This is a genomic window from Rossellomorea vietnamensis (assembly GCF_025398035.1).
GTDB lineage: Bacteria > Bacillota > Bacilli > Bacillales > Bacillaceae_B > Rossellomorea > Rossellomorea vietnamensis_B.
On the sequence record NZ_CP104558.1, the window covers coordinates 4,072,665 to 4,095,048 of the forward strand.

24 protein-coding genes are annotated in these 22,384 nt (G+C 41.8%); 20 read left to right on the forward strand and 4 right to left on the reverse strand.

The window, feature by feature from the left end; genetic code table 11:
• The 10 genes from N5C46_RS20880 (at position 1) to N5C46_RS20925 (ending at position 8,956) form a co-directional block, all read left to right on the forward strand.
• Positions 1-540, forward strand: a complete 540-nt coding sequence (locus tag N5C46_RS20880; RefSeq protein ID WP_261750092.1) for a DinB family protein — start codon at positions 1-3, stop codon at positions 538-540.
• Positions 541-555: 15 nt separating this feature from the next.
• Positions 556-1,386 carry a GNAT family N-acetyltransferase gene (locus tag N5C46_RS20885; RefSeq protein WP_261750093.1) on the forward strand — a complete coding sequence of 277 codons (831 nt, stop codon included), beginning with the start codon at positions 556-558 and terminating at the stop codon, positions 1,384-1,386.
• A 356-nt stretch (positions 1,387-1,742) separates the two neighbouring features.
• The gene (locus N5C46_RS20890; RefSeq protein WP_261750094.1) at positions 1,743-2,579 is read left to right on the forward strand and encodes a sugar nucleotide-binding protein; all 837 of its coding nucleotides are present in this window, start codon (positions 1,743-1,745) and stop codon (positions 2,577-2,579) included.
• A 39-nt stretch (positions 2,580-2,618) separates the two neighbouring features.
• Entirely contained in the window at positions 2,619-3,104 is a 486-nt protein-coding gene (locus N5C46_RS20895) for a GNAT family N-acetyltransferase (RefSeq protein ID WP_261750095.1), read from the forward strand.
• Between the two features lie 67 nt (positions 3,105-3,171).
• On the forward strand, positions 3,172-3,816 hold the full coding sequence (locus N5C46_RS20900) for an HAD family hydrolase (RefSeq protein ID WP_261750096.1): 645 nt from the start codon (positions 3,172-3,174) through the stop codon (positions 3,814-3,816).
• Between the two features lie 87 nt (positions 3,817-3,903).
• The gene (locus tag N5C46_RS20905; RefSeq protein WP_261752393.1) at positions 3,904-4,335 is read left to right on the forward strand and encodes an NUDIX hydrolase; all 432 of its coding nucleotides are present in this window, start codon (positions 3,904-3,906) and stop codon (positions 4,333-4,335) included.
• A 78-nt stretch (positions 4,336-4,413) separates the two neighbouring features.
• Entirely contained in the window at positions 4,414-5,094 is a 681-nt protein-coding gene (locus N5C46_RS20910) for a phosphopantothenoylcysteine decarboxylase domain-containing protein (protein WP_261750097.1), read from the forward strand.
• Between the two features lie 212 nt (positions 5,095-5,306).
• Complete coding sequence (locus N5C46_RS20915) at positions 5,307-5,777, forward strand: GNAT family N-acetyltransferase (RefSeq protein WP_261750098.1); 471 nt, start codon at positions 5,307-5,309, stop codon at positions 5,775-5,777.
• A gap of 39 nt (positions 5,778-5,816) precedes the next feature.
• Complete coding sequence (locus tag N5C46_RS20920; protein ID WP_261750099.1) at positions 5,817-7,037, forward strand: GNAT family N-acetyltransferase; 1,221 nt, start codon at positions 5,817-5,819, stop codon at positions 7,035-7,037.
• A gap of 26 nt (positions 7,038-7,063) precedes the next feature.
• A complete protein-coding gene (locus N5C46_RS20925) occupies positions 7,064-8,956 on the forward strand; it encodes a S9 family peptidase (protein ID WP_261750100.1) in 1,893 nt (630 codons plus the stop codon).
• Positions 8,957-9,059: 103 nt separating this feature from the next.
• Here the strand turns inward: N5C46_RS20925 and N5C46_RS20930 are convergent, their stop codons facing one another.
• Positions 9,060-9,695 (reverse strand): class I SAM-dependent methyltransferase, encoded by a 636-nt coding sequence (locus tag N5C46_RS20930; RefSeq protein WP_261750101.1) that lies wholly within the window; start codon positions 9,693-9,695, stop codon positions 9,060-9,062.
• 114 nt (positions 9,696-9,809) lie between these two features.
• On the opposite strand from N5C46_RS20930, the gene N5C46_RS20935 reads away from it, so the two are divergent.
• Positions 9,810-10,706, forward strand: a complete 897-nt coding sequence (locus N5C46_RS20935) for a LysR family transcriptional regulator (protein ID WP_261750102.1) — start codon at positions 9,810-9,812, stop codon at positions 10,704-10,706.
• Between the two features lie 25 nt (positions 10,707-10,731).
• On the opposite strand, the gene N5C46_RS20940 is transcribed toward N5C46_RS20935, so the two are convergent.
• Positions 10,732-11,088 (reverse strand): VOC family protein, encoded by a 357-nt coding sequence (locus N5C46_RS20940; protein ID WP_261750103.1) that lies wholly within the window; start codon positions 11,086-11,088, stop codon positions 10,732-10,734.
• A 300-nt stretch (positions 11,089-11,388) separates the two neighbouring features.
• Here N5C46_RS20940 and N5C46_RS20945 point away from each other — a divergent pair, with 300 nt between their 5' ends.
• The gene (locus N5C46_RS20945) at positions 11,389-11,670 is read left to right on the forward strand and encodes a DUF1259 domain-containing protein (RefSeq protein ID WP_336275590.1); all 282 of its coding nucleotides are present in this window, start codon (positions 11,389-11,391) and stop codon (positions 11,668-11,670) included.
• A 336-nt stretch (positions 11,671-12,006) separates the two neighbouring features.
• Positions 12,007-12,849: an alpha/beta fold hydrolase gene (locus N5C46_RS20950; RefSeq protein ID WP_261750104.1), complete on the forward strand. Its 843-nt coding sequence runs from the start codon at positions 12,007-12,009 to the stop codon at positions 12,847-12,849.
• 67 nt (positions 12,850-12,916) lie between these two features.
• On the opposite strand, the gene mraY is transcribed toward N5C46_RS20950, so the two are convergent.
• Entirely contained in the window at positions 12,917-13,867 is a 951-nt protein-coding gene (gene mraY / locus N5C46_RS20955; protein ID WP_261750105.1) for a phospho-N-acetylmuramoyl-pentapeptide-transferase, read from the reverse strand.
• 186 nt (positions 13,868-14,053) lie between these two features.
• Here mraY and N5C46_RS20960 point away from each other — a divergent pair, with 186 nt between their 5' ends.
• Positions 14,054-14,863: a class I SAM-dependent methyltransferase gene (locus N5C46_RS20960; protein ID WP_261752395.1), complete on the forward strand. Its 810-nt coding sequence runs from the start codon at positions 14,054-14,056 to the stop codon at positions 14,861-14,863.
• Between the two features lie 16 nt (positions 14,864-14,879).
• A complete protein-coding gene (locus N5C46_RS20965; protein WP_261750106.1) occupies positions 14,880-15,305 on the forward strand; it encodes a VOC family protein in 426 nt (141 codons plus the stop codon).
• A 233-nt stretch (positions 15,306-15,538) separates the two neighbouring features.
• Here N5C46_RS20965 and N5C46_RS20970 read toward each other — a convergent pair whose 3' ends face one another.
• Complete coding sequence (locus N5C46_RS20970; RefSeq protein WP_261750107.1) at positions 15,539-18,571, reverse strand: efflux RND transporter permease subunit; 3,033 nt, start codon at positions 18,569-18,571, stop codon at positions 15,539-15,541.
• 363 nt (positions 18,572-18,934) lie between these two features.
• Here N5C46_RS20970 and N5C46_RS20975 point away from each other — a divergent pair, with 363 nt between their 5' ends.
• The 5 genes from N5C46_RS20975 to N5C46_RS20995 all read left to right on the forward strand — a co-directional run bounded on the left by N5C46_RS20975 (position 18,935) and on the right by N5C46_RS20995 (position 22,376).
• Positions 18,935-19,603 (forward strand): HAD family hydrolase, encoded by a 669-nt coding sequence (locus N5C46_RS20975; RefSeq protein ID WP_261750108.1) that lies wholly within the window; start codon positions 18,935-18,937, stop codon positions 19,601-19,603.
• Between the two features lie 29 nt (positions 19,604-19,632).
• Positions 19,633-20,316, forward strand: a complete 684-nt coding sequence (locus N5C46_RS20980) for an AraC family transcriptional regulator (protein ID WP_261750109.1) — start codon at positions 19,633-19,635, stop codon at positions 20,314-20,316.
• Positions 20,317-20,333: 17 nt separating this feature from the next.
• Complete coding sequence (locus N5C46_RS20985; protein ID WP_261750110.1) at positions 20,334-21,107, forward strand: class I SAM-dependent methyltransferase; 774 nt, start codon at positions 20,334-20,336, stop codon at positions 21,105-21,107.
• Positions 21,108-21,430: 323 nt separating this feature from the next.
• Entirely contained in the window at positions 21,431-21,829 is a 399-nt protein-coding gene (locus N5C46_RS20990) for a VOC family protein (RefSeq protein WP_261750111.1), read from the forward strand.
• Positions 21,830-21,950: 121 nt separating this feature from the next.
• Positions 21,951-22,376: a ribonuclease FAU-1 family protein gene (locus N5C46_RS20995; RefSeq protein WP_336275592.1), complete on the forward strand. Its 426-nt coding sequence runs from the start codon at positions 21,951-21,953 to the stop codon at positions 22,374-22,376.
• The last annotated feature ends 8 nt before the right edge of the window (positions 22,377-22,384 follow it).

The following is a 22,384-nucleotide window of genomic DNA, read 5'->3' on the forward strand; positions in this document are numbered from 1 at the left end:
ATGATGAAGAAGCCAGAAACAAACGAATATCCCCCATATTATAAAGAGTATATAAACAATGTACCAGATGGAGAACTGCTCCAGATACTCGAAGATCAACAAAAGGAGACCAAGAAACTGTTGAAAGACGTAAGTGAGGAAACGGGAGAATATCAGTACGCTCCGGGAAAATGGACGATTAAGGAAGTCATCGGACACATAACCGACACGGAGCGAATCATGTGCTACCGCCTTCTCAGTATTGCCAGGGGGGAAAAGGGAATGCTGCCTGGATATACCGATGATGATTATGTGAAAAGAGGGCAGTTCAATCGTTTTTCACTATCGGACCTTTTACATCATCAAGCTCTTGTCCGCCAACACACCATTCTTCTTCTAAGCAGCCTGGATGAAGAAGCGCTGCGCCAACGTGGAAAAGCAAATGGCTCCGAAGTGACGGCCCGTGCGATTGCCTACATTATTGCGGGACATGAAAATCACCATCGAAGGTTGATTAAGGAGCGGTATTTGAATGATACGTTGACAAACAATAATCAGTAGAAAGGATGAAGCCGGATGATTTCAGAGCTTGATCCGACTGAATTTTATAAATGCAAACCATTATTAGTTCAGAGGGGGCTCTTGGAATCAAAAGCCGCCATTGAAGGTACGCATTCCGATCGCATATTTGTGGATGACCCTATGTCTCCTGCCTCTGGATTCATATGGCTGGGAAGTAATAATGGTTTTATCTTAATTGGGAACGAAGAAAACGCAGAATTTAATAGCAAGCTGAACCATTATTTCAATACAGTCATCAAACCAGAGGCCAACAGAGTGGGTTTAACAGGTTTTGAAGCGATAGGTGACCATCCAAAATGGAATAAGACGATCAAGAACGTATTTGGTGAAAATTTGAAAGGATACAATCAAAAAGTATATGAATTACAAAAGGATCATTATATCCAGAAACATGAACCTCTTTTAGAACAAGGATATGAAACTGTTAAAATCACAAAAAGTATTTTGGATAATAACGGTTCCGAAACATATCGAAACATTGAATTCTTACAATCAAAGGTATTAGAGTTTTGGCCATCGTTTGATAAGTTCTTCCAACAAGGTCTCGGGTATATGATGGTTCATAGAAATAAAATTGTAAGCGTTTGTTTCTCAGGAGTAGTAGCGGGGAATGTGCACGGCATTGACATCGAGACGATACCACATCATCAAGGGAAAAAGCTTGCCCAGAAGGGAGCTCATGCTTTTGTGCAAGACTGTTTAGAGAATGAGATTACACCGTATTGGGATTGTATGGAGATCAATGAGGCTTCTGTTGCAGTTGCAGAAAAGATAGGGTTTCGGAATAAGCTTCATTATAGTTGGTATCGTGTACCGTTTGATTGATTTTCTTACTGAAAGAGGCTTTCCTTGGTAAACATGGAAAGGAGGGATAGCCGTGTGGTGGCAGTACTATGGGGATGCAGTGATTGCAGTATCAGTGTTGACAGCAATATTGATTCTGAGTTCGATTCATTTCTTGAACGTGAAAAGTAAAAGAGGGTTCATCATTCCTTTAATCATATCCACTATAGGTTATATATCCTTTGTAATAGGTATCGTCTTTATCAGAGGATTTGAAGGATTAGGATTTATGGTATATGGGGTGATCATTATGGGGATTGGTCTCCTATTTTACCTGGGAATGGGGGTCTATAGGAAGGTTAGATATTGATGAACAATTGTTTTTGAGGGGGGATAACTTGAAAATTCTAATATTAGGAGCAACTGGATTTCTTGGATCTACTTTATTTGGTTTAGCAGAAAAATTAAATCACACAGTATTAGGTACTTCAAGAAATCAAAATGAAAAATCAAATATAATTAAATTGAACATAACAGATAAAGGCGCAGTAGAACAAACGATCAAAGATTTTCATCCTGATGTAGTCGTATGGGCATTGTTAAGTATGGATGAAGAGGATGCACTAATAAACATAGGTTTATCACACCTATTATCAACGATAAGTAGACAGACGAAACTTATCTTCATTTCGACAGACGGCGTTTTTTCAGAAGGAAAAGGTGGTTATTCCGAGTCAGATGAAATTAAACCGATAGCTGAAGACGCACCTTTATCTACCTATATTAATTCGAAAATAGTGGGTGAAAAGATGGTTCAGAACGACCATCCAAACCACATCATTATTCGTACAGGTCCACTATACGGAAAGGATTTAAATCAAAATATTGAACAGAGGACTCAAAGGACTATCAGTGAAGTAGAAGAAAAGGGCTGCTTCCATGCGGCAACAAATATGTACCGCAATTTTGTACATATTGAGGATTTATCCACTGCCATATTAGAGCTATGTACCTTAGATTTTCTTGGGCTGATACATGTAGGTCCATTACAGAAAGAAAGTTATTTTACTTTTTACCAAAAGCGTTTAAGAGGTTTGGGTTATGAAGAAAATGTAATAAAAGCTTCCCGAATAGATCCAAATGAAAATCCATATTTAATTCTGGATACTTCATTAAATACTACAAGAGTGAATGGTTTGCTTAAATCAAAATTCAAGAGCATTAATAACTTGTAGAATCATCATTTGACATTTTTTCTAAAAGGGGTGAATCCATTGTTGTCCACAGAAAGATGCGAGTTACATAGATTAAAGGAAAGTGATTCTCACCATATAAAAAAATTATACGACAACGAGCAGGTACGAAAATATTTAGGTGGCACCGTTAATGAAGAATCATTTAAACAGAGATTTCATGACATGATTCATTCACCCAATAAGGAATATCATTGGACTATTTTCAATAAACGTTCCCAGGAATTTGTCGGGATGGTATTCCTTGATACCTATCATGATGGAATTCACACTGAAATCGGCTATCAATTTTTACCGGAATTTTGGGGAAGAGGAATCGCCAGAGAAGTAATTAATAAGGTATTGCATTATGGGATTCATACTATGCAATTAGACAAAGTCATGGCCGAAACACAGACACAAAACAAGGCGTCTTGCAAACTATTATTATCAGTAGGAATGAGACTAGAGGAGAAGATTCAACGCTTTGGAAATGAGCAATCCGTTTTTGCCATTTCGGGTTCTTGAAGAAGAAGTGAGATGTTAAGTCTACTATAAATTATTAAGAAGAAATTTGGTGAAGAGGCGGGATAAGATGAAGGCGATTATTTTTGACTTCGACGGGACACTGGCTGACACGTTACCGATTTTTTTCTATGCATTTCAATCAGTATTCAAGGAGTTTGATGACATTGAAGTTACTCCTGATGAAATTAAATCTATGTTTGGACCATCTGAAACGGGCATCATCAAAGAAAACCTGAAGAACTCTAACTGGGATCAAGCAATAGACATGTATTATCAGAAATATAGTGAAAAGCATGTAGAATTGGTCACAGCTAATGAGGAAGTGAATGACTTACTCCACCTATTAAAAAAACATGAATTCAAATTAGCTATTGTAACTGGAAAGGCAAGAAGAAGCCTTGACATTTCACTTGAACATCTCAATATGAATGAATTATTCGACGTCATCATTACCGGTGATGATGTATCCAACCCTAAACCTCATCCAGAAGGTTTAAATAAGGCATTAACATTACTTAACATCACCAACGACGAAGCCGTGTTTATAGGGGATAGTGATGCTGATATAAACGCTGGTAAAAAAGCAAACGTCCGTACCGTAGGCGTCCAGTGGTTGCCGAACTTCCAGACACAGAACTTTAGTACAAAACCCGATCAAAGAGTGAGTCGTGTAGGTGAATTCATTGAAATACTTGCAAGTGAAATGTCTTAGTTCGATAAAAAAAGAGGATACTAATTAAATAGAAAGAGAGGAGGTATTAGTATCAAGGAAAATACTGCTGGATGCTTTACTATAGTGATGAATCAAAAAGGTTATATTCTGTTGGCTAAGAGAAAAGATTATCCTTTGTGGGATCTTCCCGGAGGAACTCTGGAAAAAGGTGAAGAATTATCGGCATGTGCTATAAGAGAAACACAAGAAGAAACAGGTTATAGTATTTCAATTAAGCAGAAAATCGGGGAATACTATAAGCCACAATACAACGATGTAGAGCATTTATTTTCAGGAGAATTAGAAGGAGGGTCACCGATTAACGAGGGGCCGGAAACAGAAGAAGTAAGGTGGTTTCACCCTCGTAAACTCCCCTTGAATATGATTCCAAATAGAAGAAAACAAATTAAGAATTATTTAACATGTAGGGGAGAAGTAGTGAAAACATCATTAAGAGTTTCTCCTGCAAAAATATTCTTTTATAAAGGGTTTTTAAGAGTCTTTGGTAGATTTCTATAATGCAATGTTCCAATCTGGAGCCAGTAATTTATTGATGAAATTACATATAAATCCGAAATAAAAATAGTAGGTGAATGCATGAGTTTATTAAAAGGTAAAAAGATCCTGATAACAAGTGGAGGTACGCTTGAGAAATGGGATACGGTTAGAGGACATACTAATTTAGCAAAAGGGACGATGGGGTGTTACCTGGCGGAAGAAGCGTTAAGCCATGAAGCAGAGATCATTTACCTACACGGCTATTTTGCAAAGCTTCCAGAAAACCATGGGAACATGCGCTTGATACAATTTGAGGGGATAGAAGATCTGGGTGAGAAAATCAAATCGATTGTACAATCTGAACCTATTGATGTCGTAATCATGGCAGCTGCCGGATCAGATTGGATAGTCGATAAAATAGTGGACCAACGAGGGAACCCGATTTTGGAGACAGGAAAAATGACGAGTGATGAACCCCCGATCATTCATTTTAAAAAAGCCCCAAAAGTATTATCAGAAATAAAGAAATGGAATCCAAATGTCTTGCTTGTCGGATTCAAGTTAGAGCATACAGATGACTCGGAATACTTATTTAAGAGAGCAAACCTTCGGATGGAGTCCTCTGGGGCAGAATTTATGGTTGCGAATAAAACCGGGTCTCTCTATGGAGAAAATGCAGAACATTTTATTGTGTCAAAACGTCAACCTCCCAAAAAGTACATAAGTAAAAAAGATACAGCAGAGGGGTTAATGGAGTTACTTGCAGGTCATGTAAACTAAATAAAAAGTTATATTCAAAAGAAAATGAATATTGCCATAAGTGAAAAGGTTTGAAATAATGGGTGTTTGTGGAAGGTTTTTTAAAAAAAGGGCAAAATATGAAGAACATCAGTGATAGGTATTCTGAAGTCATTAAACAGCTGAAGGTTATTTAAAGGACCTTCAGTTTTTCACATTTACTAACAGTTTCAAAACAACCAGGAGGAAATACGATGCAAACACATATCCGAGAAGCCACTAAAAACGATTACGATGCAGTCCATCGAATCCAAAGACAAGTGCACGAAATGCATACAAAGGAAAGACCAGACCATTACCAAATGGCAGACACCACGTTAGACCGGCAGTATTTTAACAGCTTAATAGATGGAGAAAACACGAAGGTATTCATATTAGAAGAAGGCCAGCCCATCGCCTATACCATTCTTACAATCAAGAGTCCTGTTGAAAGACCGATCCTCATTCCTAAGAAAGTGGTCTATATGGATGACTTTGGTGTGGATCAGACGCTCAGAGGAAAAGGCTTGGGGAAAAAATTCTTCGGGGAAGTAGTGGAGTACGCCAAGACGATTGGTGCAGATTCATTGGAGTTAGGCGTGTGGGAGTTTAACGAAGATGCGATTAAATTCTATGAATCCATGAATTTAAGGACTAAATCAAGGATGATGGAAATCCGTTTATAAGATTCTCACAGGTTTTCAGAATTAGGGAGGGAATTCAAGTTGAAGGAAATTAGGGAAATCAATCATTCTGAATACGCATCATTTTGTTCCCTTGCCAATGGGGCGTTCCTTGGTTTAAATGCCGACCAATGGCTGCAGGGGCATATCGAAGAAACACCGAGCGAAAGCTTATATGGATTGTTCAAAGGGAATGATTTAGTGGCTGGCATGAGGACATTTCTGTTTGAAATGAACTTGAACCAAACCACCATCCCTGTTGGCGGAGTCGGGATGCTTGCCGTTGATTTGTTACATAAGAAAGAGGGAAATGCGTATCGACTAATCAACTATTTTTATGAGCTTCATAAGTCCAAAGGGCATCATCTTGTGATGTTATATCCGTTCAACGTTGCATTCTATAAAAGAATGGGATTTGGAATGGGGGCACAGGTTTATCAATGTTATGTCAGCCCATCCTCTTTTCAGAAGTTTTCCGGTAAAGAGCATCTTAAACACTTAAACGATGAAGACAAAGAACTCATTCTGGATTGTTACAACCGTGTTTATCAAAAAACGCATGGGATGACGAAACGATTTCCGACAGAGCGGGAATTGAATCGACCATTTCATTTTGGAAAAGTGGTTGGGTTTAAACAGGATGGTAAAGTGCTTGGCTACGTATTGTACGAAGGAAAGGGGAAGGATCTTTACATCCATGAGTTATTCTTTGAAACAAGGGAAGCGATTGAAGAATTATCTACTTTTTTATATCAACAGGCCGATCAATTTAAGCGAATCATCATCAATTCTAGTAATGATGACCTCATTCATTTTGTCCGCTCACCTGAAAGCGGGTTGAACACTATGCTTGATACAGCGCCGTCTGTTGACAATAAGCATATGGTGAACCTTGGGGTTGGTGTGATGTATAGGGTCATCGATTGTAAAGGGTTATTGATGGAGCTGTACGAGAAGAAGCACCGATTCGGCAGCGCTTCATTAACAATAAAGTTTGACATAAAGGACGATCTGCAAGATGACGAGTCAAAGAACTTCACCGTGACGTATTCACATGGGGAGATTCAACATTTTCATGAAGAAACAGTCGATACTGTCGTACAAATGGATATCTCTGAGTTTTCATCTATGATCATGGGGGCAGTGACTTTCCGCTCTTTATATAAATGGGGCAAAGCAGAAATATCGAATCCAGCATGTGTGAATCAAATCAATGACCTTTTCCACACGCATGAAAGGCCGGTATGTACGAAAGCATTTTAAGTAATTCAAGATGAAGGGGTATTTGAATGAATAAGATTGATACATATTTAAGTATTGAAGAGCTTCTTTCCATACCTGCCATTTCAGATATACACATGAGTGAGGACGGACAACGCGTAGCATTTGTCAAAAACACAGCTGATTGGGAAGAGAATACATATAGGGATTCCATCGTAATATATGAAAAAGACAAGGGGGAATGCACCCCATTCACAGAGGGGACATCCCCACTATGGTCGCCGGATTCCAAGCGATTGGCTTATCTTTCAGCTGGTGAAGGGAACTCGGGAAATCAAATCTTTGTGGAGTCGATCGATGGTGATGGCAGGGTTCGAATCACCGATGAAAAAGAAGGGGTCATTCAATTCAAATGGGATCCTTCTGGCAAGGGAGTATACTATGTTGCACTGTCACAGGAATCTGAGGAAATCAAGAAGCGCAGGGAGAAGTATGGAGATTTCCACTATGTAGGCAAGGATTACCGGAATCATTGTTTATGGTACGTAGAATTAATTGAACAGGTCCCGTATCAATTGACTGAGGGAAGGGATTTTCACATCCAAGAATTCGATGTTTCATCCGATGGGGACAAGGTGGTGGTCATGGCTGCCCCAAGCCCGGATGGGGAGGATGGTCAGAACGGAGAACTCTACCTGCTTGATCGTCCAACTGGAGAGTTGCGGAAGCTGGATGGTGATAAGGTAGTGGGAGGGAACGTTTGCTTTTCACCTCAAACTACGAAAGTGTGTTACACGGCAAGTTTACGTGAGAAGGAATACTATAAGACTCATATCATGGACAGTACACTTGAAATCTATGATTTTAAGAATGGAGAGCGGATTCAACCACTGCTTTATTTTGACCATGCGGTTGTTCCCATACGCTGGACAGCTAAAGGGATTCTACTGATGTGGCAGGATAAAACGAATTATCGGATCGGGTTATTGTCTGGAGATGGGAAGTTGGACATGATAAGCGGAAAATCGGATGGCTGCATTATGGAAGCTTCAATAACAGAAGATGGAAATCACCTCGCCTATCGTAAGGCTGCACCCAATGAAACATTCGAAGTCTATGCTGATGGTGAAAAAATAACCAATGAGAATGCTCTGCTCCAAGGGAGACTTACAAGTAAGAGGGAAGTCATCTCATGGAGCAGTAGTGATGGCCTTGAAATAGAAGGGATATTAACAACCCCTAAAGACGTTGATTGGAATGATAAACACCCGTTATTGGTCTTCATTCATGGAGGGCCGGACTGGGCTTCTTTCCCCATCCATTCAAGCTGCTTCAATGAAAAATATCCAGTTGAATTGTTTATTGAGAAGGGCTTTATCGTTTTGGAACCAAACTACAGAGGTAGCTCAGGATATGGGAATGACTTCTTAAAGGCAAACTATCGTAACCTTGGCATCGGTGACTACGAGGACGTGATATCCGGTGTCGATACACTCGTGGACCGGGGAATTGCAGATCAAGCTCGAGTCGGTGTGATGGGCTGGAGCCAGGGCGGATTCATCTCAGCATTCTGCTCTACCTATAGTGATCGGTTTAAGGCTGCCTCAGTTGGGGGAGGAATCAGTAACTGGGTCACGAATTATGTGAATACTGATCTCCCTTCCTTTATCAGGATGCATGTAGGAGATACACCATGGAACGATCCGGAGATCTATGCCAAAGCCTCACCCACGACCTATATTCAATCAGCTTTTACCCCAACCCTGATCCAACATGGGGAGAAGGATGCGAGAGTCCCCATTCCCAATGCTTATGAGCTCTATAAAGGACTCAAGGATATGGGAGTGGAGACAGAATTAGTTGTATTTGATGGCATGGGATATAGCTCTGACAAACCAGGGATACACCGGGCCATTATGGAGCAGAATTTGAGTTGGTTTTTACGGTGGTTGGTTGATTAACTAGGGACGGTTCCCGATTAACTTTTCACTAAAAAAGGCCATGGGGCAGGTACGCTGTGAACCAACATACCTGCCCCATGGCCATCTTTTTCTGAAAATCGAGCTATTGAGATGATGATTTAACCCCACATACAGCCACCGTATGATACCCCCGCGACACGGGTCCTTCCAATACGCGAAGGTCCGTAAACTTCAATTGTTCCATGATCGGGAGCAATTCACCTTGGATCATCTTCTTGATTGTAGTCCAGTCTTCGCCGTCTTTCCCATCGCAAAGCGTGATCAGGGCGGTTCCTCCAGGAGACAGCACCCTTTCAATTTCCTTCAATGATTTGGACAGGTCCTCCCAGAAGTAAACAGAATGGATGCTGAACACGGCTGTGAATTCTTCATCAGGGAAGGGCATTTCTTCGACCCTTCCGTGAACCAGTGACATCTGCTTTTGTCTGATGGCTTTTTTATTGCGTAAAGCTGCTGACTGGAGAAGGGTTTCTGACACATCCAATCCGGTGACACTGTAACTTCCATTCGACGAAGCGATCAGTTTCATCGCGAATCCTGCCCCGCATCCTATCTCAAGGATCCGTTCGTTTTTCTGAAGCTGGAGGTTTTCAATGGTCCACAGCGTTTCAGGCTTATGCTGGCGAATCATCTTCTCCCCGATGAACCATCCGAGAACCCCGGCGGGCCGGCTATACTGGGTGTCCATTAGGTTCTGTAATTTTGCTTTCACATTCATGAAATGACCTCCTTTTATTCATTGTGTATTTACACTATAATTTGCTTATAACTATTAAACAATCCTATATTACTTATAGTTATTATTAACTATTTTTATAGTGGAGGTGTCAGTATGGAAATCAATCAGCTAATTGCATTTGAACTTGTGTCGAGGCTAGGTTCATACAGCAGAGCTTCTAGATACTTGGATGTCTCGCAGCCTACTATCAGTTTGCGGATTAAAGAGCTTGAGAAAGATGTAGGGGGATATCTTTTTGTCAGGGCAGGAAAACAAATGGAGCTGACGGATTTAGGTAAAGGGTTCCTTCCCTATGCCAGGCAGGCTCTCGAAGTCCTGCATAAAGGGCGAGAAAGGGCGCTGTCGATACAAGAGGGCAAAAGAGGTGAGATCACGATCGGAACCCTTCCGACATTTACATCGGGACATTTCACCTCGATCGTAAGGGAAATGTATAACACCTATCCAGATATCAACATAGCCATCCACACCGGCCATAACCAACAAATCATCGATATGCTTTATGACGGAAGCATCAAGCTGGGAATGATCACTTCCCCGTTTTTTAATAAAGATTTGAAAAAGCTTTACACGATAAAAGAACCCCTGATCTTCGTTGCCCGCCGTGATCAGCCATTAAGCGGGATGAAGAACCGGAGTTATAGGGTAGAGGACATTTATGAAACGAGCAAACCATACATCATGACGGATTGGAGCGAGGAGAGCAAGCATTGGCAACGAACCCATATGTCATTCGGGAGTGACTCCATCGAATTGCCTCCTGCTACAGCACTGGAGTTTGTCCAGAACTACAGTGGAACAGCGCTTCTTACAGAATCAATGGTTTCGGCCTTCTTAGAAGAAGGATCATTGGTAAAGCTGGAACCGAATGATATGACGGCTCTCTATAGGGAAGTGGCTTTAGTAAGCCTGGATAGCGAACAGTCCCTGCCTCCAGCTGCCCTGCGCTTTCTGGAAACAGTAAGGTCCGGGTTATGGGGACAGGTATAGAGGGGATGTTATCCCCGCTCTGCCGTTATTCATCTAATTCCTCAAACAATCCAACTGAATTACCATACGGATCGCTAAACGAACACCAGGCAGCGGGAACGCCTTCCCGGGTTTGGACTTGCTCTATCATCATATTCAGCGATTCTATCAATCTCTCACGTTCAGAATGGATGTCTTGAACGCCTAATCGTAATGGACCATTCCCCAATGTAGGCTCTCCTTTTGCCACTTGCAGCCAAGTATTTTTCACGATTTCCCACTCGGCAAAATTTTCATGTGGGATGAAGTCTGGGTTGCGATTGAAGAGGGTTTTGTACCAACTAAGCCCTTCTTCGTAATCTGCGACTCGTACCTGAAAGGTGACTCCTGTATATTTCTTCATTTTTTTCCTCCTCTGTCGTTGATTATGTTTCTGAAAGTGTAAAATAGGATATTACTGTTCTTTTCTTTAAATCTCTTATCCTATAATACATTCAAGTCAAAGATCCATTCTCCTCCCATTGCTTTCCCAAAAGATTGCATGTTCCTATCTTTTTAAGAATAGAGTGAAACAAAAAGGGTGATTCGGTTTATGAACCATTTTCATGAATTGTGCACGGAGTACGGTAGAATTCTGCAGGGAAAAGCCAAGGTGTAAAATGGCGTATGTTCCGTATCGATCGACCGGCATTTACATGTAACGATACAGGGGAGGCCAAGCAGAGGGGAGCTGAAGGCGGGATTTTCGTTTGAGGCACTTGATACAGAAGGACACGCATTGAATCTTGGGGAAGTTGTCCTGTTAGAAGAAAAAGTACCGACATTCTCGAAACTGCTTATCCAAAAAGGATTGATCATCAGCGCTCTTCACAATCATTGGCTCTTTACCAAACCCGATATTATGTATATCCATTTTCAATCCGTGGAACCTCCACTGAGTTTTGCCCATAAGGTTGCTGAGGCTTTTACTGTTCTTAAGAAATAAAGTTTTTTCGTTCTGGGAATGCTTATGACTTCCCGAGCGTTACATATTCACTACCCGCATTTTAAAATGATTCTAACTTTTCGAAACTTTTACCTTTCATAAGACGTATATCATACTAGAACAACCGTTTGCTGAGTCGGCTCAATTAGGTGTTGTAAAGGTTCTGGAGGAGATGACGATCTGTATTTATCCAGACCCTATAAAAATAAAATCAAAGTTAACAGAATAATTGAAACTATTTTATTTTGGCTCCCGTCTAATAGGTAGTAAAGTTTAAGAAAATATACCCAATGCATCCAAAATAACGATACAGAAAAACAGAATGGGGGAGAAAGTATGTGGCAACAAAAGTTGATCCAAACAGATCGAGGGGATTTCGAAATCTTTGAAGCGGGAAATGGTGAGCCATTATGTGTGACTCATCTGTATAGCGAGTTTAACGAGCGCGGCTACCATTTTGCTGACCGGTTTGTGGACGATTACAAAGTGTACCTTGTCAATTTGAAAGAAACGGGAAATAGCACTGAGGTTCAGGATGAAGAAGAGCTAAGTATGAGTGAAACCAGCAAGGATCTGGAAGCGATCCGATCAGCTTTAGGATATGATAGCTGGACCTTCGCCGGCCATTCCACAGGCGGGATGTTAGGGCTGGTTTATGCCGCTGATCATCCAGATTCTTTAAAACGGTTAATTGTAGGCGGGGCCTCAGCTACAAATGAATATATGGATGATGAGGAAAGCATTTATTGTGATGAAAATCCGCATAACAACCGATTGAAAGAGGTATTTTCCATCCTGAATTCCGATGATGCAACAAAAGAAGAACGGAAGCAAGCAGGCAGGGAATGGACGAAGATGTCTTTGAATGACCCAAGCAGATATGATGAATACTTTTCTAAGCCAAGCAGTGGAAGAGTGGTTCAAAAACGTTTGGAGTATTATGCTTCTAACGAACTCCCAACCTATGATATCAGAGAAGACATTTCGAACATAAAAACCCCGACCATCGTTTTTTGCGGGAAACACGACTCTCAATGCCCATTTGTGTATTCAGAGGAGATTTTCAATCTAGTGCCCAATTCAACCTTTTATATCTTTGAAAATAGTAACCATTCCCCTCATATAGAGGAAAAAGAAAAGTTCAACGGGATGGTGAAAGACTCTTTTCATTTGGTATGAAATAAAATAAGTGAATAAAACAAGGACAAAGGACGCTATACAGTTCCTTTGTCCTTTTACTTTATGTCTAGAGAATAAACTTCCAATAAGCAAAACAGATAAACGTGCAAATCCACGAAACAAATCCAAAGGCAGTCACAATGGTCGTTTCACCCCATCCATATTTTAACCCGTAATGATAATGAATCGGAGTCATTCTGAAGATTCGCTTACCCCTCGATTTAAATGAAGCAACCTGGAGAATGACCGAAAGTTGTTCAGCAAAGTAGATAAAGAATAGCAGGGGAATGAGAATCTCAACTTTTTCAATAACCGCAAGAAATGAAAGGGAGCCCCCGATCGCCAATGACCCTGTATCCCCCATAAAAGCTCTGGCAGGAAAGATATTATAAATGAGAAACCCGAGTAAACAGCCAATCATCACTAAACAAAAAAGCTGAACCTCACTACTGTCCGAAATCATAAAAAAGAAAAAATAGGTAGGGATTGCGACCACTCCTAAAAGACCGTCCAATCCGTCTGTAAAATTAATTGCATTCGCAGAACCGACGACAAATAAGGTGATTACAATGAGATATAAGGCCATTGGAAGATCAATAGAGAGATCTTGATAGATGCCGATGGTAGTATCTATACCTTGTTCATTCATCAAGTAGTAAAGCAGGGTACCCGTAAATAGAAATTGGAAGATAAGCTTCGTTCTACTTGAAACACCGCCGGGATCTTGCCGGGATGCCTTCCAAAAATCATCCAAAAAGCCGATGAAGCTGAATAAAATGTAGGTAATGGCCAAGAAAAACATCAGAGGCGTAGGTGAAAAAAATAAGGAGACGATAATTCCGATAAAGAGAATGATTCCAAACATTAGCGGTGTACCCTTTTTAATCTGATGATTGGAAGGAAGCTCTTTTCGTATCGGTTGCAGGAGCTTTAATTTTCTTAAGAGTGCAATGAACAGAGGGGATAAAGCTGCGACTAAAACAAAAGCAATAATGGCCGGGATTAATTGATCTCTCACTTTTTATCTTCTCCTATTCTATTTAATCGTCTATACAATAGTTCTATGAAGAGTGTGGATATCCTTTAATCAATTACAGAATTAGGTACTAAATCGAAGTCTGCTTACAAAAAAGTAGGTAGTAGGCAGGATTAGACATAAACTGCAACGAATATATAGGTAAAAAGTGGAATGTGGGTGGATATGCTGAGTAAGATCATTGAGTACTACAATCAATTTGATGAATGGGGAAGGCTTGAACGTGAACCAGTCGAATTTCAGGTGAATTGGCATTACATGAGAAAATATATGCCCCGTGCAGGGTCTGTTCTTGATAATGGAGCGGGGCCAGGGAAATATTCAATGGAACTTGCCAAAGCTGGGTTTAGGGTGACACTGACCGATTTGACCCCACGATTAGTTGATGTTGCGAAAGGTAAGGCAAAGGAACTTCATTTAGAAGAACAGTTTGAAGGATTTCATGCAGCAGACGCCAGGGACCTTCACATGATCGAAGATGAACAGTTTGACTCTTCCTTCATGCTTGGTCCCATGTACCATCTGCAAGAAGAAAACGACCGTATAAGAGCAGTGAAAGAATTAAATCGAGTGACGAAAAAAGATGGATTGGTCTTTGTTGCGTTTATGCCGAGGATCAGACACATCCTCACATCGCTCCTATCCCCTGACCATTGGAGGCCTCATGATGAGATGGATAATATACTGCAATTTTCCCAATCAGGATGCTTTCATCACGCAGATGAAGGGCGATTTACAGGAGCCTATTATTTCGAAATAGAAGACATTAATCCTTTTATGGAAGCGAACGGTTTTGAAACAATCGAGCTGATCGGATCAAATGCAGGCACTATTTTGAATCAAGGCAATTGGGATTACTGGAGAGAAAAAGGAGAAGAGGAAGTAAGGAAAATCATTGATTTGATTATCAAAAGAGCAACGGATCCTTATATTCTTGGCATTTCTTCTCACTTGCTTTATATCGGCCGAAAAAAATAAAACGGAGGGGTTATAGATGAACGATAAATTATTAAGAGTAGGAACGACTTATATTCCAGTTGGTGACGTGGAACGTTCTTCGGAATGGTACGTAACGAATTTGGAGGCAGAATTAAACTACAAGGATGTAGATAAGGCTATTTTAAATCTTGCCAACCAAAGCATTTTTCTTGTTAGGTCAAAAGAAAACGAGAGTGCTAACTTTATAGATGTCCATGGTAAGGAACGCTTTTCTTTAACATTTGAAGTGGATGGATTAGAGGCTCTGGAAAATGTGCGTGGGAATTTTATTCGTCGTGGGGTGAGGGTTGGAGAGATTGAGGACAGGGGTCACTCTGGGAGGAATTTTGTTTTTTATGATGTGGATGGTAATACGTTTGATGTGTGGAGTGAACTTAGTCCGACATTCAGGGAGAAGTATTTGGTTTCGGAATCAAAGTGATATAGATGGGTGGGCCACATCTGATGGGTGTGGTTTTTTTTATGGGGGAGGTTGGAGGTTCAGCTGCTGAATATATGGCGATAATCAGCAGGTGAATTTTCGGGTTGAATCAGCAGCTGATTAACAGAGGTTATTCAGCTGCTGAATGCACCATGGTTCTAGGTGAAGATCGAAATTACTTTAACCTAACAAAAAAGGTGCTTATCCAAAACAGGATAAGCACCTTTATACAATTACTGAGCGACTTTCTCCTCACTCTCCAACTGCTGAGCACGTTGGCGTTTCGATTTCCTGAAATACAGCAATTCATAAAACACAGGAACGACCACAAGCGTCAGCACCGTGGCACCGGCAAGACCTCCGATGACGACAACGGCAAGAGATTTCGAGACGAGACTTCCATCTTCCGTGTGACCGAAGAGAAGGGGAAGCATGGCACAGATGGTGGCAATCGCCGTCATGATGACCGGACGGAGACGGGTGCCGCACGCTTCCAGGATCGAGTCACGAATGATCATCGTTTCCTCATTCTGCTTCACGCGGTCAATTAAGACGATGGCGTTTGTCACAACGATTCCAATCAGCATTAACGCTCCAATAAGCGCCGTTGCGTCTGCAGGGACGCGGGCAATGAGCAGGCCGAGGACGGCCCCGATTGAGGCAAGTGGCAGCGTAATGAGAATCGCCAGCGGTGCTTTCAACGTCTTAAAGGTCAGGACCATGATCAGGTAGACAATCATGATGGATGCAAGCATTGTCATGCCAAGGTCCTTAAAGTCGTCGGCCTGTTGGGCAGCGGCGCCGCCGGTATCAAGGGAAACGCCTTTTGGCAGGTCGATATCCTTGATTTCGGTACCGATATTCTTCGAAATAACCGAGAGCTCTTCAGGTTTTACCTCTGCCGTGATTCGGACATATAAGTCACCATCTTTATGCAGGACGGTACTTGGCTTTTCTTCTTCCGTTATGGAAGCCACTTCTGTAAGAGGCTGGATGCCTGAGTTTGTCGCGATCGTCAAGTCTTTCAAATCTGACGTTGATTCAGGATTGACTCCTGCGTCCAGAAATACAGGTGTCGTTACATCATCGAGATTGATTGCCCCGATCGGCTGTGGATTCAATAAAGAGCGGATTTGCATAGCCGTTTGCTGGGCATTCGCTTTTTCCGTGTTGACGTTCACGGTGAAGACCGGAGACGTTTTCTCCTGGTTGCTTGATACTTTTTTCACTCCGTCCACATCTTTGATCTTATCCATGATCGTTTTGGATGTAGTCAGAAGTTCATTGGTGTCATTTCCGACGACATCATAGGTGATGCTGGAGTTGGATGAACCCCCGAAAATGGACGATGGTGAGGCTGTAATCTTCACATCTTTTTCATTCTTTTTCGTGTCATTTACTTTTTTGATGAAGGATTCCGCATCGGCTCCTTCTTTCAAGATAACAGTGTAGACCGCCGTGTCTGGATCACTCACGGCTCCGTATTGGGCATTTTCTTCACTTGCACCGTACTGGGTGATCAGGTAATCGTAACCTTCAAACCCTGCTAACTTGTCTTCGAATTCCGTCGTGCGCCCTTTGATTGTGTCTTCGGGAGTATCACTCGGGAACTCCATAGTGACAGCTACAAATGAGGCGTCATTGGCACTTGTTGCTGCTTTCGGTAACGTGATATAAAGAGCGATGGATCCTCCGAATACAAGAATGGCTAACAGGATGGGAACCCATTTATGGTTGAGTGACCAGCGCAGCACATTCACATAGCGGTGCGGCGTGTTGTGTTTTGGCAAAGTCGTGTTTTTCAGCATGCCTCGGCTTAACAACGGCACGACTGTAACGGCTACAAGAAGGGAAGCCAGTAATGAATACGTAACAGTCAAGCCGAAAGGAAGCAGGAACGCTTTTAACGATCCGTTGACGAGTCCCATCGGCAGGAATACGGCCACTGTGATGAGAGTGGACGACGTAATCGCACGGGAAACTTCCTTTGTTGCGAGCAGGACATTCTGTTTGGAAAGCTTCTCATTCTGGCTGCGCCGGAAGATATTCTCGACGACGACAATACTGTCATCGACGAGTCGTCCGACGGCCACAGCGACTCCTCCCAGTGTAAGGATGTTCAGTGTGACTCCGGATAACCAGAGCAGGAATAGCGTGATACAGAGTGATAATGGAATGGAAACGACGGTAATCAGGGTCGGCTTGAATTTTCTTAGGAACAAAAGAATGACAAGTGTTGCGAAAAGGGCACCTAGTGCTACTTCACGAACCATGGTGTTGACCGAGTTCTCCACCATATCACCAGTGGTAAACAGAGCGGTTGCTTCCACACCGTCATAGTCCTTGTTGATTTGATCGACCGTATCTTTTACATCTTCTCCAGCCGTAACGGCACTGGCATCACTCTCTTTGAACAGGACGAATGCCAAGGCTTCTTTTCCATTCACACGGGTGATGGTGTTTACGGGTTTCACTTTTTCAACGGTGGCGATGTCTTTCAATTGAACGACAGGAGCGTTCGGGACCTGCAGGGGTACCGGCAAGTTCTTCAACGCGTCGACGGAAGTCAGATTGTCCGTGACGTTGATCGTACTCTTCTGACCGTCAATCGTCGTGCTTCCCGCAGACGCGGAAACATCCTGACCTTGTAGCACGCCCATCACTGCGTTGACCGGGATATGTAACTTCTCCAGTTTGTCATGATCAAGATTGATTTGGACCCGTGGGCTGTTTTCTCCAGCAATGCTTACCTGAGACAGGGAGCCCTTATTTTCAAAGAGTGGCTTGAACTCATCATTGACGAGATCAAGATTCTTCTTCGTCAATCCGTCATTAAATGTCACAGACACTTGACTGATCGGGATCATCGAGGTGTTCAGCTGAGAGATTTGTGGCTGTCCGACTCCTTCTGGAAGTTGGATTCCTTTGATGGCCTCTTCGACCTTGTTTTTGGCTTCTTTCATGTCGCTTTTTGAATCGAAGTTGATGGTCACCTGGGAATATCCTTCCCCGGTCGTGGACAGGATCGATGTTTTACCTGAAATGGATGTCACTGCCTGTTCCACAGGCTCTGTGATGTTCGTTGTCATGGAGCCGGCGTCATACCCCTGTCCCAGGGTGACGACTGTCACTTGTGGATTATCTGCTTCAGGCAGGAATTCCATTGGCAGACGGAAATAACTGATGATGCCGATAAGCAATGTGATGATGATAAATAGTGTCATGGCTGCCTTATTGCGGAATACCCAATTGGTTAAAGCTTGCATGTGTTTCCCCCCTAATACTGATTTGGTTTTTTTAATCTTCTTTTTAAAGATACTGTAATACTGACTGCATCACAGCCACCTCCAGGCTAATATTCGGCTAGGTCTTGAGGCGGATTTCATCTTGTCACAAAATTCATTTTACTTTAGAGCAGTCCCTGTTATTCTTAAAAACTTGTAAAAATTTTATGTAAGGACCTGCTCTGTGTAAAAATATTCCTGTCACAATATAGTATTATAGTATGAATGGTAAGAAGTGGGAATAGCGAATTCTTATATAGATAAAAGATTTACAAATCGATTGTTTATTGGGAGAGTTTTTGGAATAATTGGAATTGAATGGATTGAAGGAAAGGAACAATAATCATGACACAATCACTCATTTTTGATATGGATGGAACACTCTTTCAAACAGACAAAATACTAGAAGCCTCTCTGGATGATGCCTTTGAACGATTACGGTCAGAGGGCAAGTGGGATGCGGAAACCCCGATTGAGAAATATCGGGAGATTATGGGTGTGCCTTTGCCAAAGGTATGGGAGGTACTGCTGCCTGACCATTCTCTTGAAGAAAGAGAGCAGACGGATGCCTTTTTCCTTGAGAGATTAATTCAGAATATAAGGATTGGAAAAGGGGCTCTCTATCCTCATGTTCAGGGGATTTTCAGCCATTTAAAAGATAATGATTACAGCATATACATAGCCAGTAATGGATTAATAGAATACTTAAACGCTATTGTCGATTATTATGGGTTGGACCAATGGGCATCGGAGACATTCAGTATTCAGCATATTGAATCTCTGAATAAATCAGATTTGGTCCGGCATATTGTGGATAAACACGAGATGACGAGTGGAGCTGTGGTAGGGGACCGGTTATCGGATATTCATGCGGCGAAGGACAATGGTTTACTTTCCATTGGTTGTCGTTTTGATTTTGCCCGGGAAGAGGAGCTTGCTCAGGCTGATGTGATCATTGAGGATTTACTGGAATTAAAAGCGCTGTTTCCTGCAAAAAAGCAAGGCATTAAATGAAATCGTTCTTTTGAAGGAGGGGTATTCAAGTGACCAAAAATAATTCGGTCCACATCCTGAATGGAACAGAGATATACAAACACTTCAATACGACAAAATTTCTTGAAACAGAAAGCATGATTCCTTTCAACGAAGCTATGTGTTATGGAGAGACATGCACAGCTATATTTTCAGATGAGTTCAATGAGATGCGTTCGAAGGTTCATCATGTAACACGGGATCAATATGCTGACATAACGCTCAAGCCGTTGCAGCCACTTTTTTATGAAAATGTGGACACTATTGCCTTGTGGTTTGATGAAGATATGTTCTGTCAAATGAATATGCTGACGATACTCGCATGGCTGGATCAGAGGGAGTATAAAGGGGCGATTGACCTTCATCTTGTGGATCATCAGTATAAGCCCGCGGATGAGTATAGCTTAGAGGCGAAAGGGTATGCCGCTCTTTACGATCAAGTGATGATCCACCATAAAATGCCTGAGACTGTTGAGCTAAAACCTTTATATAAAGGTATTGAGCTATATTTGAATTACCTTAAGAAAGATAGTGAGCTTATGTTGTATATTCAAAAGCATCGGGACGTTTCGGCAGAGAAGCTGGTATTGCTGTTGATTGAGAATTTTAGAGAGTATGGGTTGGGGGATACGCAGTATTTGGAGATGATTGAGGATAGTAGGCAGAAAAATTTATTTTATGGAGACGAAAAGTAAAGGGGAGGGGATAATGCATGCCCATTTATAATCAAATAGGAAAAACCTATAACACGACCAGAAAAGCGGATCCTCGCATCACACACATGATCCTGCAGCAACTCAAACTGAAACCCTCCGCCGCCATATTAGACATTGGTGCAGGAACTGGTAATTACAGTTATGAACTAGCTGATAAGGGATTCCATGTCATTGCTCTTGAGCCATCAGAAATCATGAGAACCCAAGGCAAACAGTATGAGAATTTGACTTGGAAAGAGGGAGCGGCAGAACAGATTCCATTAAGGGATCATTCTGTTGACGGAATCATTTGCACACTCGCCTCTCATCATTTTCATGATTTATCCCTTAGTTTTCAGGAAATGAGAAGAGTGTTAAAGGAAAATGGCAAAATTGTCATTTTTACTTTGGATCCAAGATTATGCGAAGAGGAGTGCTGGCTGTTTGACTATTTCGGACCAGTCTTAGATGGTGCTTATAGGATTCATCCTCCAGTGAAGGAGCTGTCCCAATTACTTGAGAAACAGATCGAGCGTCCGGTTACCATGGTTCCTTTTCCATTACCTTATGATTTGGCGGATCAATTTTTCTTTACGGGATGGAGGACACCGGAGCTTTATTTAGACAGGGATTTTCAAAGGGGGACTTCTCCGCTTGCCAAGGGGGAGGAAGTGAACCAGTGCCTTGAACATTTGCAGAGGGATCTGGAGAATGGATATTGGCATGAAAAGTATCAACAGGTCATCCATTTGAATGAGTATGAGTGTGGGCATTTCTTTTTAGTCGTTTAAAACTTTAACGAGGTGGTTTAATGGGAGTTTATTATTTTGCTATTCTATTTATAGGGGTTTTTCTCATTTTCCGTGCTGGTTTGCAGGTGTCTAAGCAGGGTTCATTCCTAAAGCCAAGAGTGTTTGTCTATGGTGTGATAGGTGCTGTGTTGATTGGATTATCCATTTTTATGTTTACTCCGGGGAGCGCTGATATTGTGGCTGACCTATTAGGGATGACTAACTAGCGAAGTAATTGTTGTGGAAAATTAAAAGAGCGATTGGATATAATTATAAATGTTGAATGATACTTTAGGAAATACATAAAAAGGAGTAGATTAACCATGAACAAGGTTACACCATTCTTAATGTTTCAAAACCGGGATGCCGAGGAAGCAATGAACTTTTACACCTCTCTGATTGAGGATTCATCCATTACCAATATAGCTCGCTATGGCGCAAATGAAAGTGGAGATGAAGGGACGGTCATGCAGGCGACGTTCATGTTGAAGGGGCAGGAGTTTATGTGCATTGACAGCAATGTGAAGCATCAGTTTGACTTCACGCCTTCTTTCTCCATCTTCCTTACATGCGATACGGAAGAAGAGCTTGATCTTATCTATGGTAAGCTGAGTGAAGGCGGTCAAGCACTCATGCCACTGGGAGATTATGGATTCAGTAAGAAATTTGGCTGGCTGAATGACCGTTTCGGGGTATCGTGGCAGCTGAATTTGCCTAATTGATCTTATGCTCAAAAGAAAATACGGAAACCGTGCTGATTGGAAGAGAATAGAACAAAGGAAATACGCTCAAGTCCATCTCCACACGAAGGAGTTCCAAGGATATATCACTCTGTTGAATACAGTGGAAGTGAAGGAGCCCTTAATCACCCGATATGGAGAGAAAGAAATATGCTTTGTTGATAACGGTTATATGTGGCTCCAACAGTTTCCTTTTGGGAAACATCATTCCGTCACTACCATGTTTGATGCAAATGGGGAAATCGTTCAGTGGTACATAGATATATGCCTGGAAAATGGAGTCGAGGACGGTGTTCCGTGGATGGATGATCTCTACTTGGATATTGTGGTTCTGCCATCAGGTGAGGTCAATTTATTGGATGAGGATGAGCTGGAGCAGGCGTATAAAAGTGGAACGATCTCTAAGGAGAAATATGATATAGCACACAATGAAGTGAAAGAAATTATGAGTCAGATAGATAATGATGAGTTTAGATTAATGACACTGGCTCAAGAACATAAAAGAATGTTGGAGAACAAACTTAAATAAACAGAGTA

Coding starts and splice junctions, on each gene's coding strand:
- N5C46_RS20935 (WP_261750102.1), top strand. CDS start 9,810: ATGGAAATCAATCAGCTAATTGCATTTGAACTTGTGTCGAGGCTAGGT.
- N5C46_RS20915 (WP_261750098.1), top strand. CDS start 5,307: ATGCAAACACATATCCGAGAAGCCACTAAAAACGATTACGATGCAGTC.
- N5C46_RS20900 (WP_261750096.1), top strand. CDS start 3,172: ATGAAGGCGATTATTTTTGACTTCGACGGGACACTGGCTGACACGTTA.
- N5C46_RS20950 (WP_261750104.1), top strand. CDS start 12,007: ATGTGGCAACAAAAGTTGATCCAAACAGATCGAGGGGATTTCGAAATC.
- N5C46_RS20965 (WP_261750106.1), top strand. CDS start 14,880: ATGAACGATAAATTATTAAGAGTAGGAACGACTTATATTCCAGTTGGT.
- N5C46_RS20990 (WP_261750111.1), top strand. CDS start 21,431: ATGAACAAGGTTACACCATTCTTAATGTTTCAAAACCGGGATGCCGAG.
- N5C46_RS20970 (WP_261750107.1), bottom strand. CDS start 18,571: ATGCAAGCTTTAACCAATTGGGTATTCCGCAATAAGGCAGCCATGACA.
- N5C46_RS20985 (WP_261750110.1), top strand. CDS start 20,334: ATGCCCATTTATAATCAAATAGGAAAAACCTATAACACGACCAGAAAA.
- N5C46_RS20975 (WP_261750108.1), top strand. CDS start 18,935: ATGACACAATCACTCATTTTTGATATGGATGGAACACTCTTTCAAACA.
- N5C46_RS20905 (WP_261752393.1), top strand. CDS start 3,904: ATGAATCAAAAAGGTTATATTCTGTTGGCTAAGAGAAAAGATTATCCT.
- N5C46_RS20910 (WP_261750097.1), top strand. CDS start 4,414: ATGAGTTTATTAAAAGGTAAAAAGATCCTGATAACAAGTGGAGGTACG.
- N5C46_RS20925 (WP_261750100.1), top strand. CDS start 7,064: ATGAATAAGATTGATACATATTTAAGTATTGAAGAGCTTCTTTCCATA.
- N5C46_RS20880 (WP_261750092.1), top strand. CDS start 1: ATGATGAAGAAGCCAGAAACAAACGAATATCCCCCATATTATAAAGAG.
- N5C46_RS20930 (WP_261750101.1), bottom strand. CDS start 9,695: ATGAATGTGAAAGCAAAATTACAGAACCTAATGGACACCCAGTATAGC.
- N5C46_RS20940 (WP_261750103.1), bottom strand. CDS start 11,088: ATGAAGAAATATACAGGAGTCACCTTTCAGGTACGAGTCGCAGATTAC.
- N5C46_RS20885 (WP_261750093.1), top strand. CDS start 556: ATGATTTCAGAGCTTGATCCGACTGAATTTTATAAATGCAAACCATTA.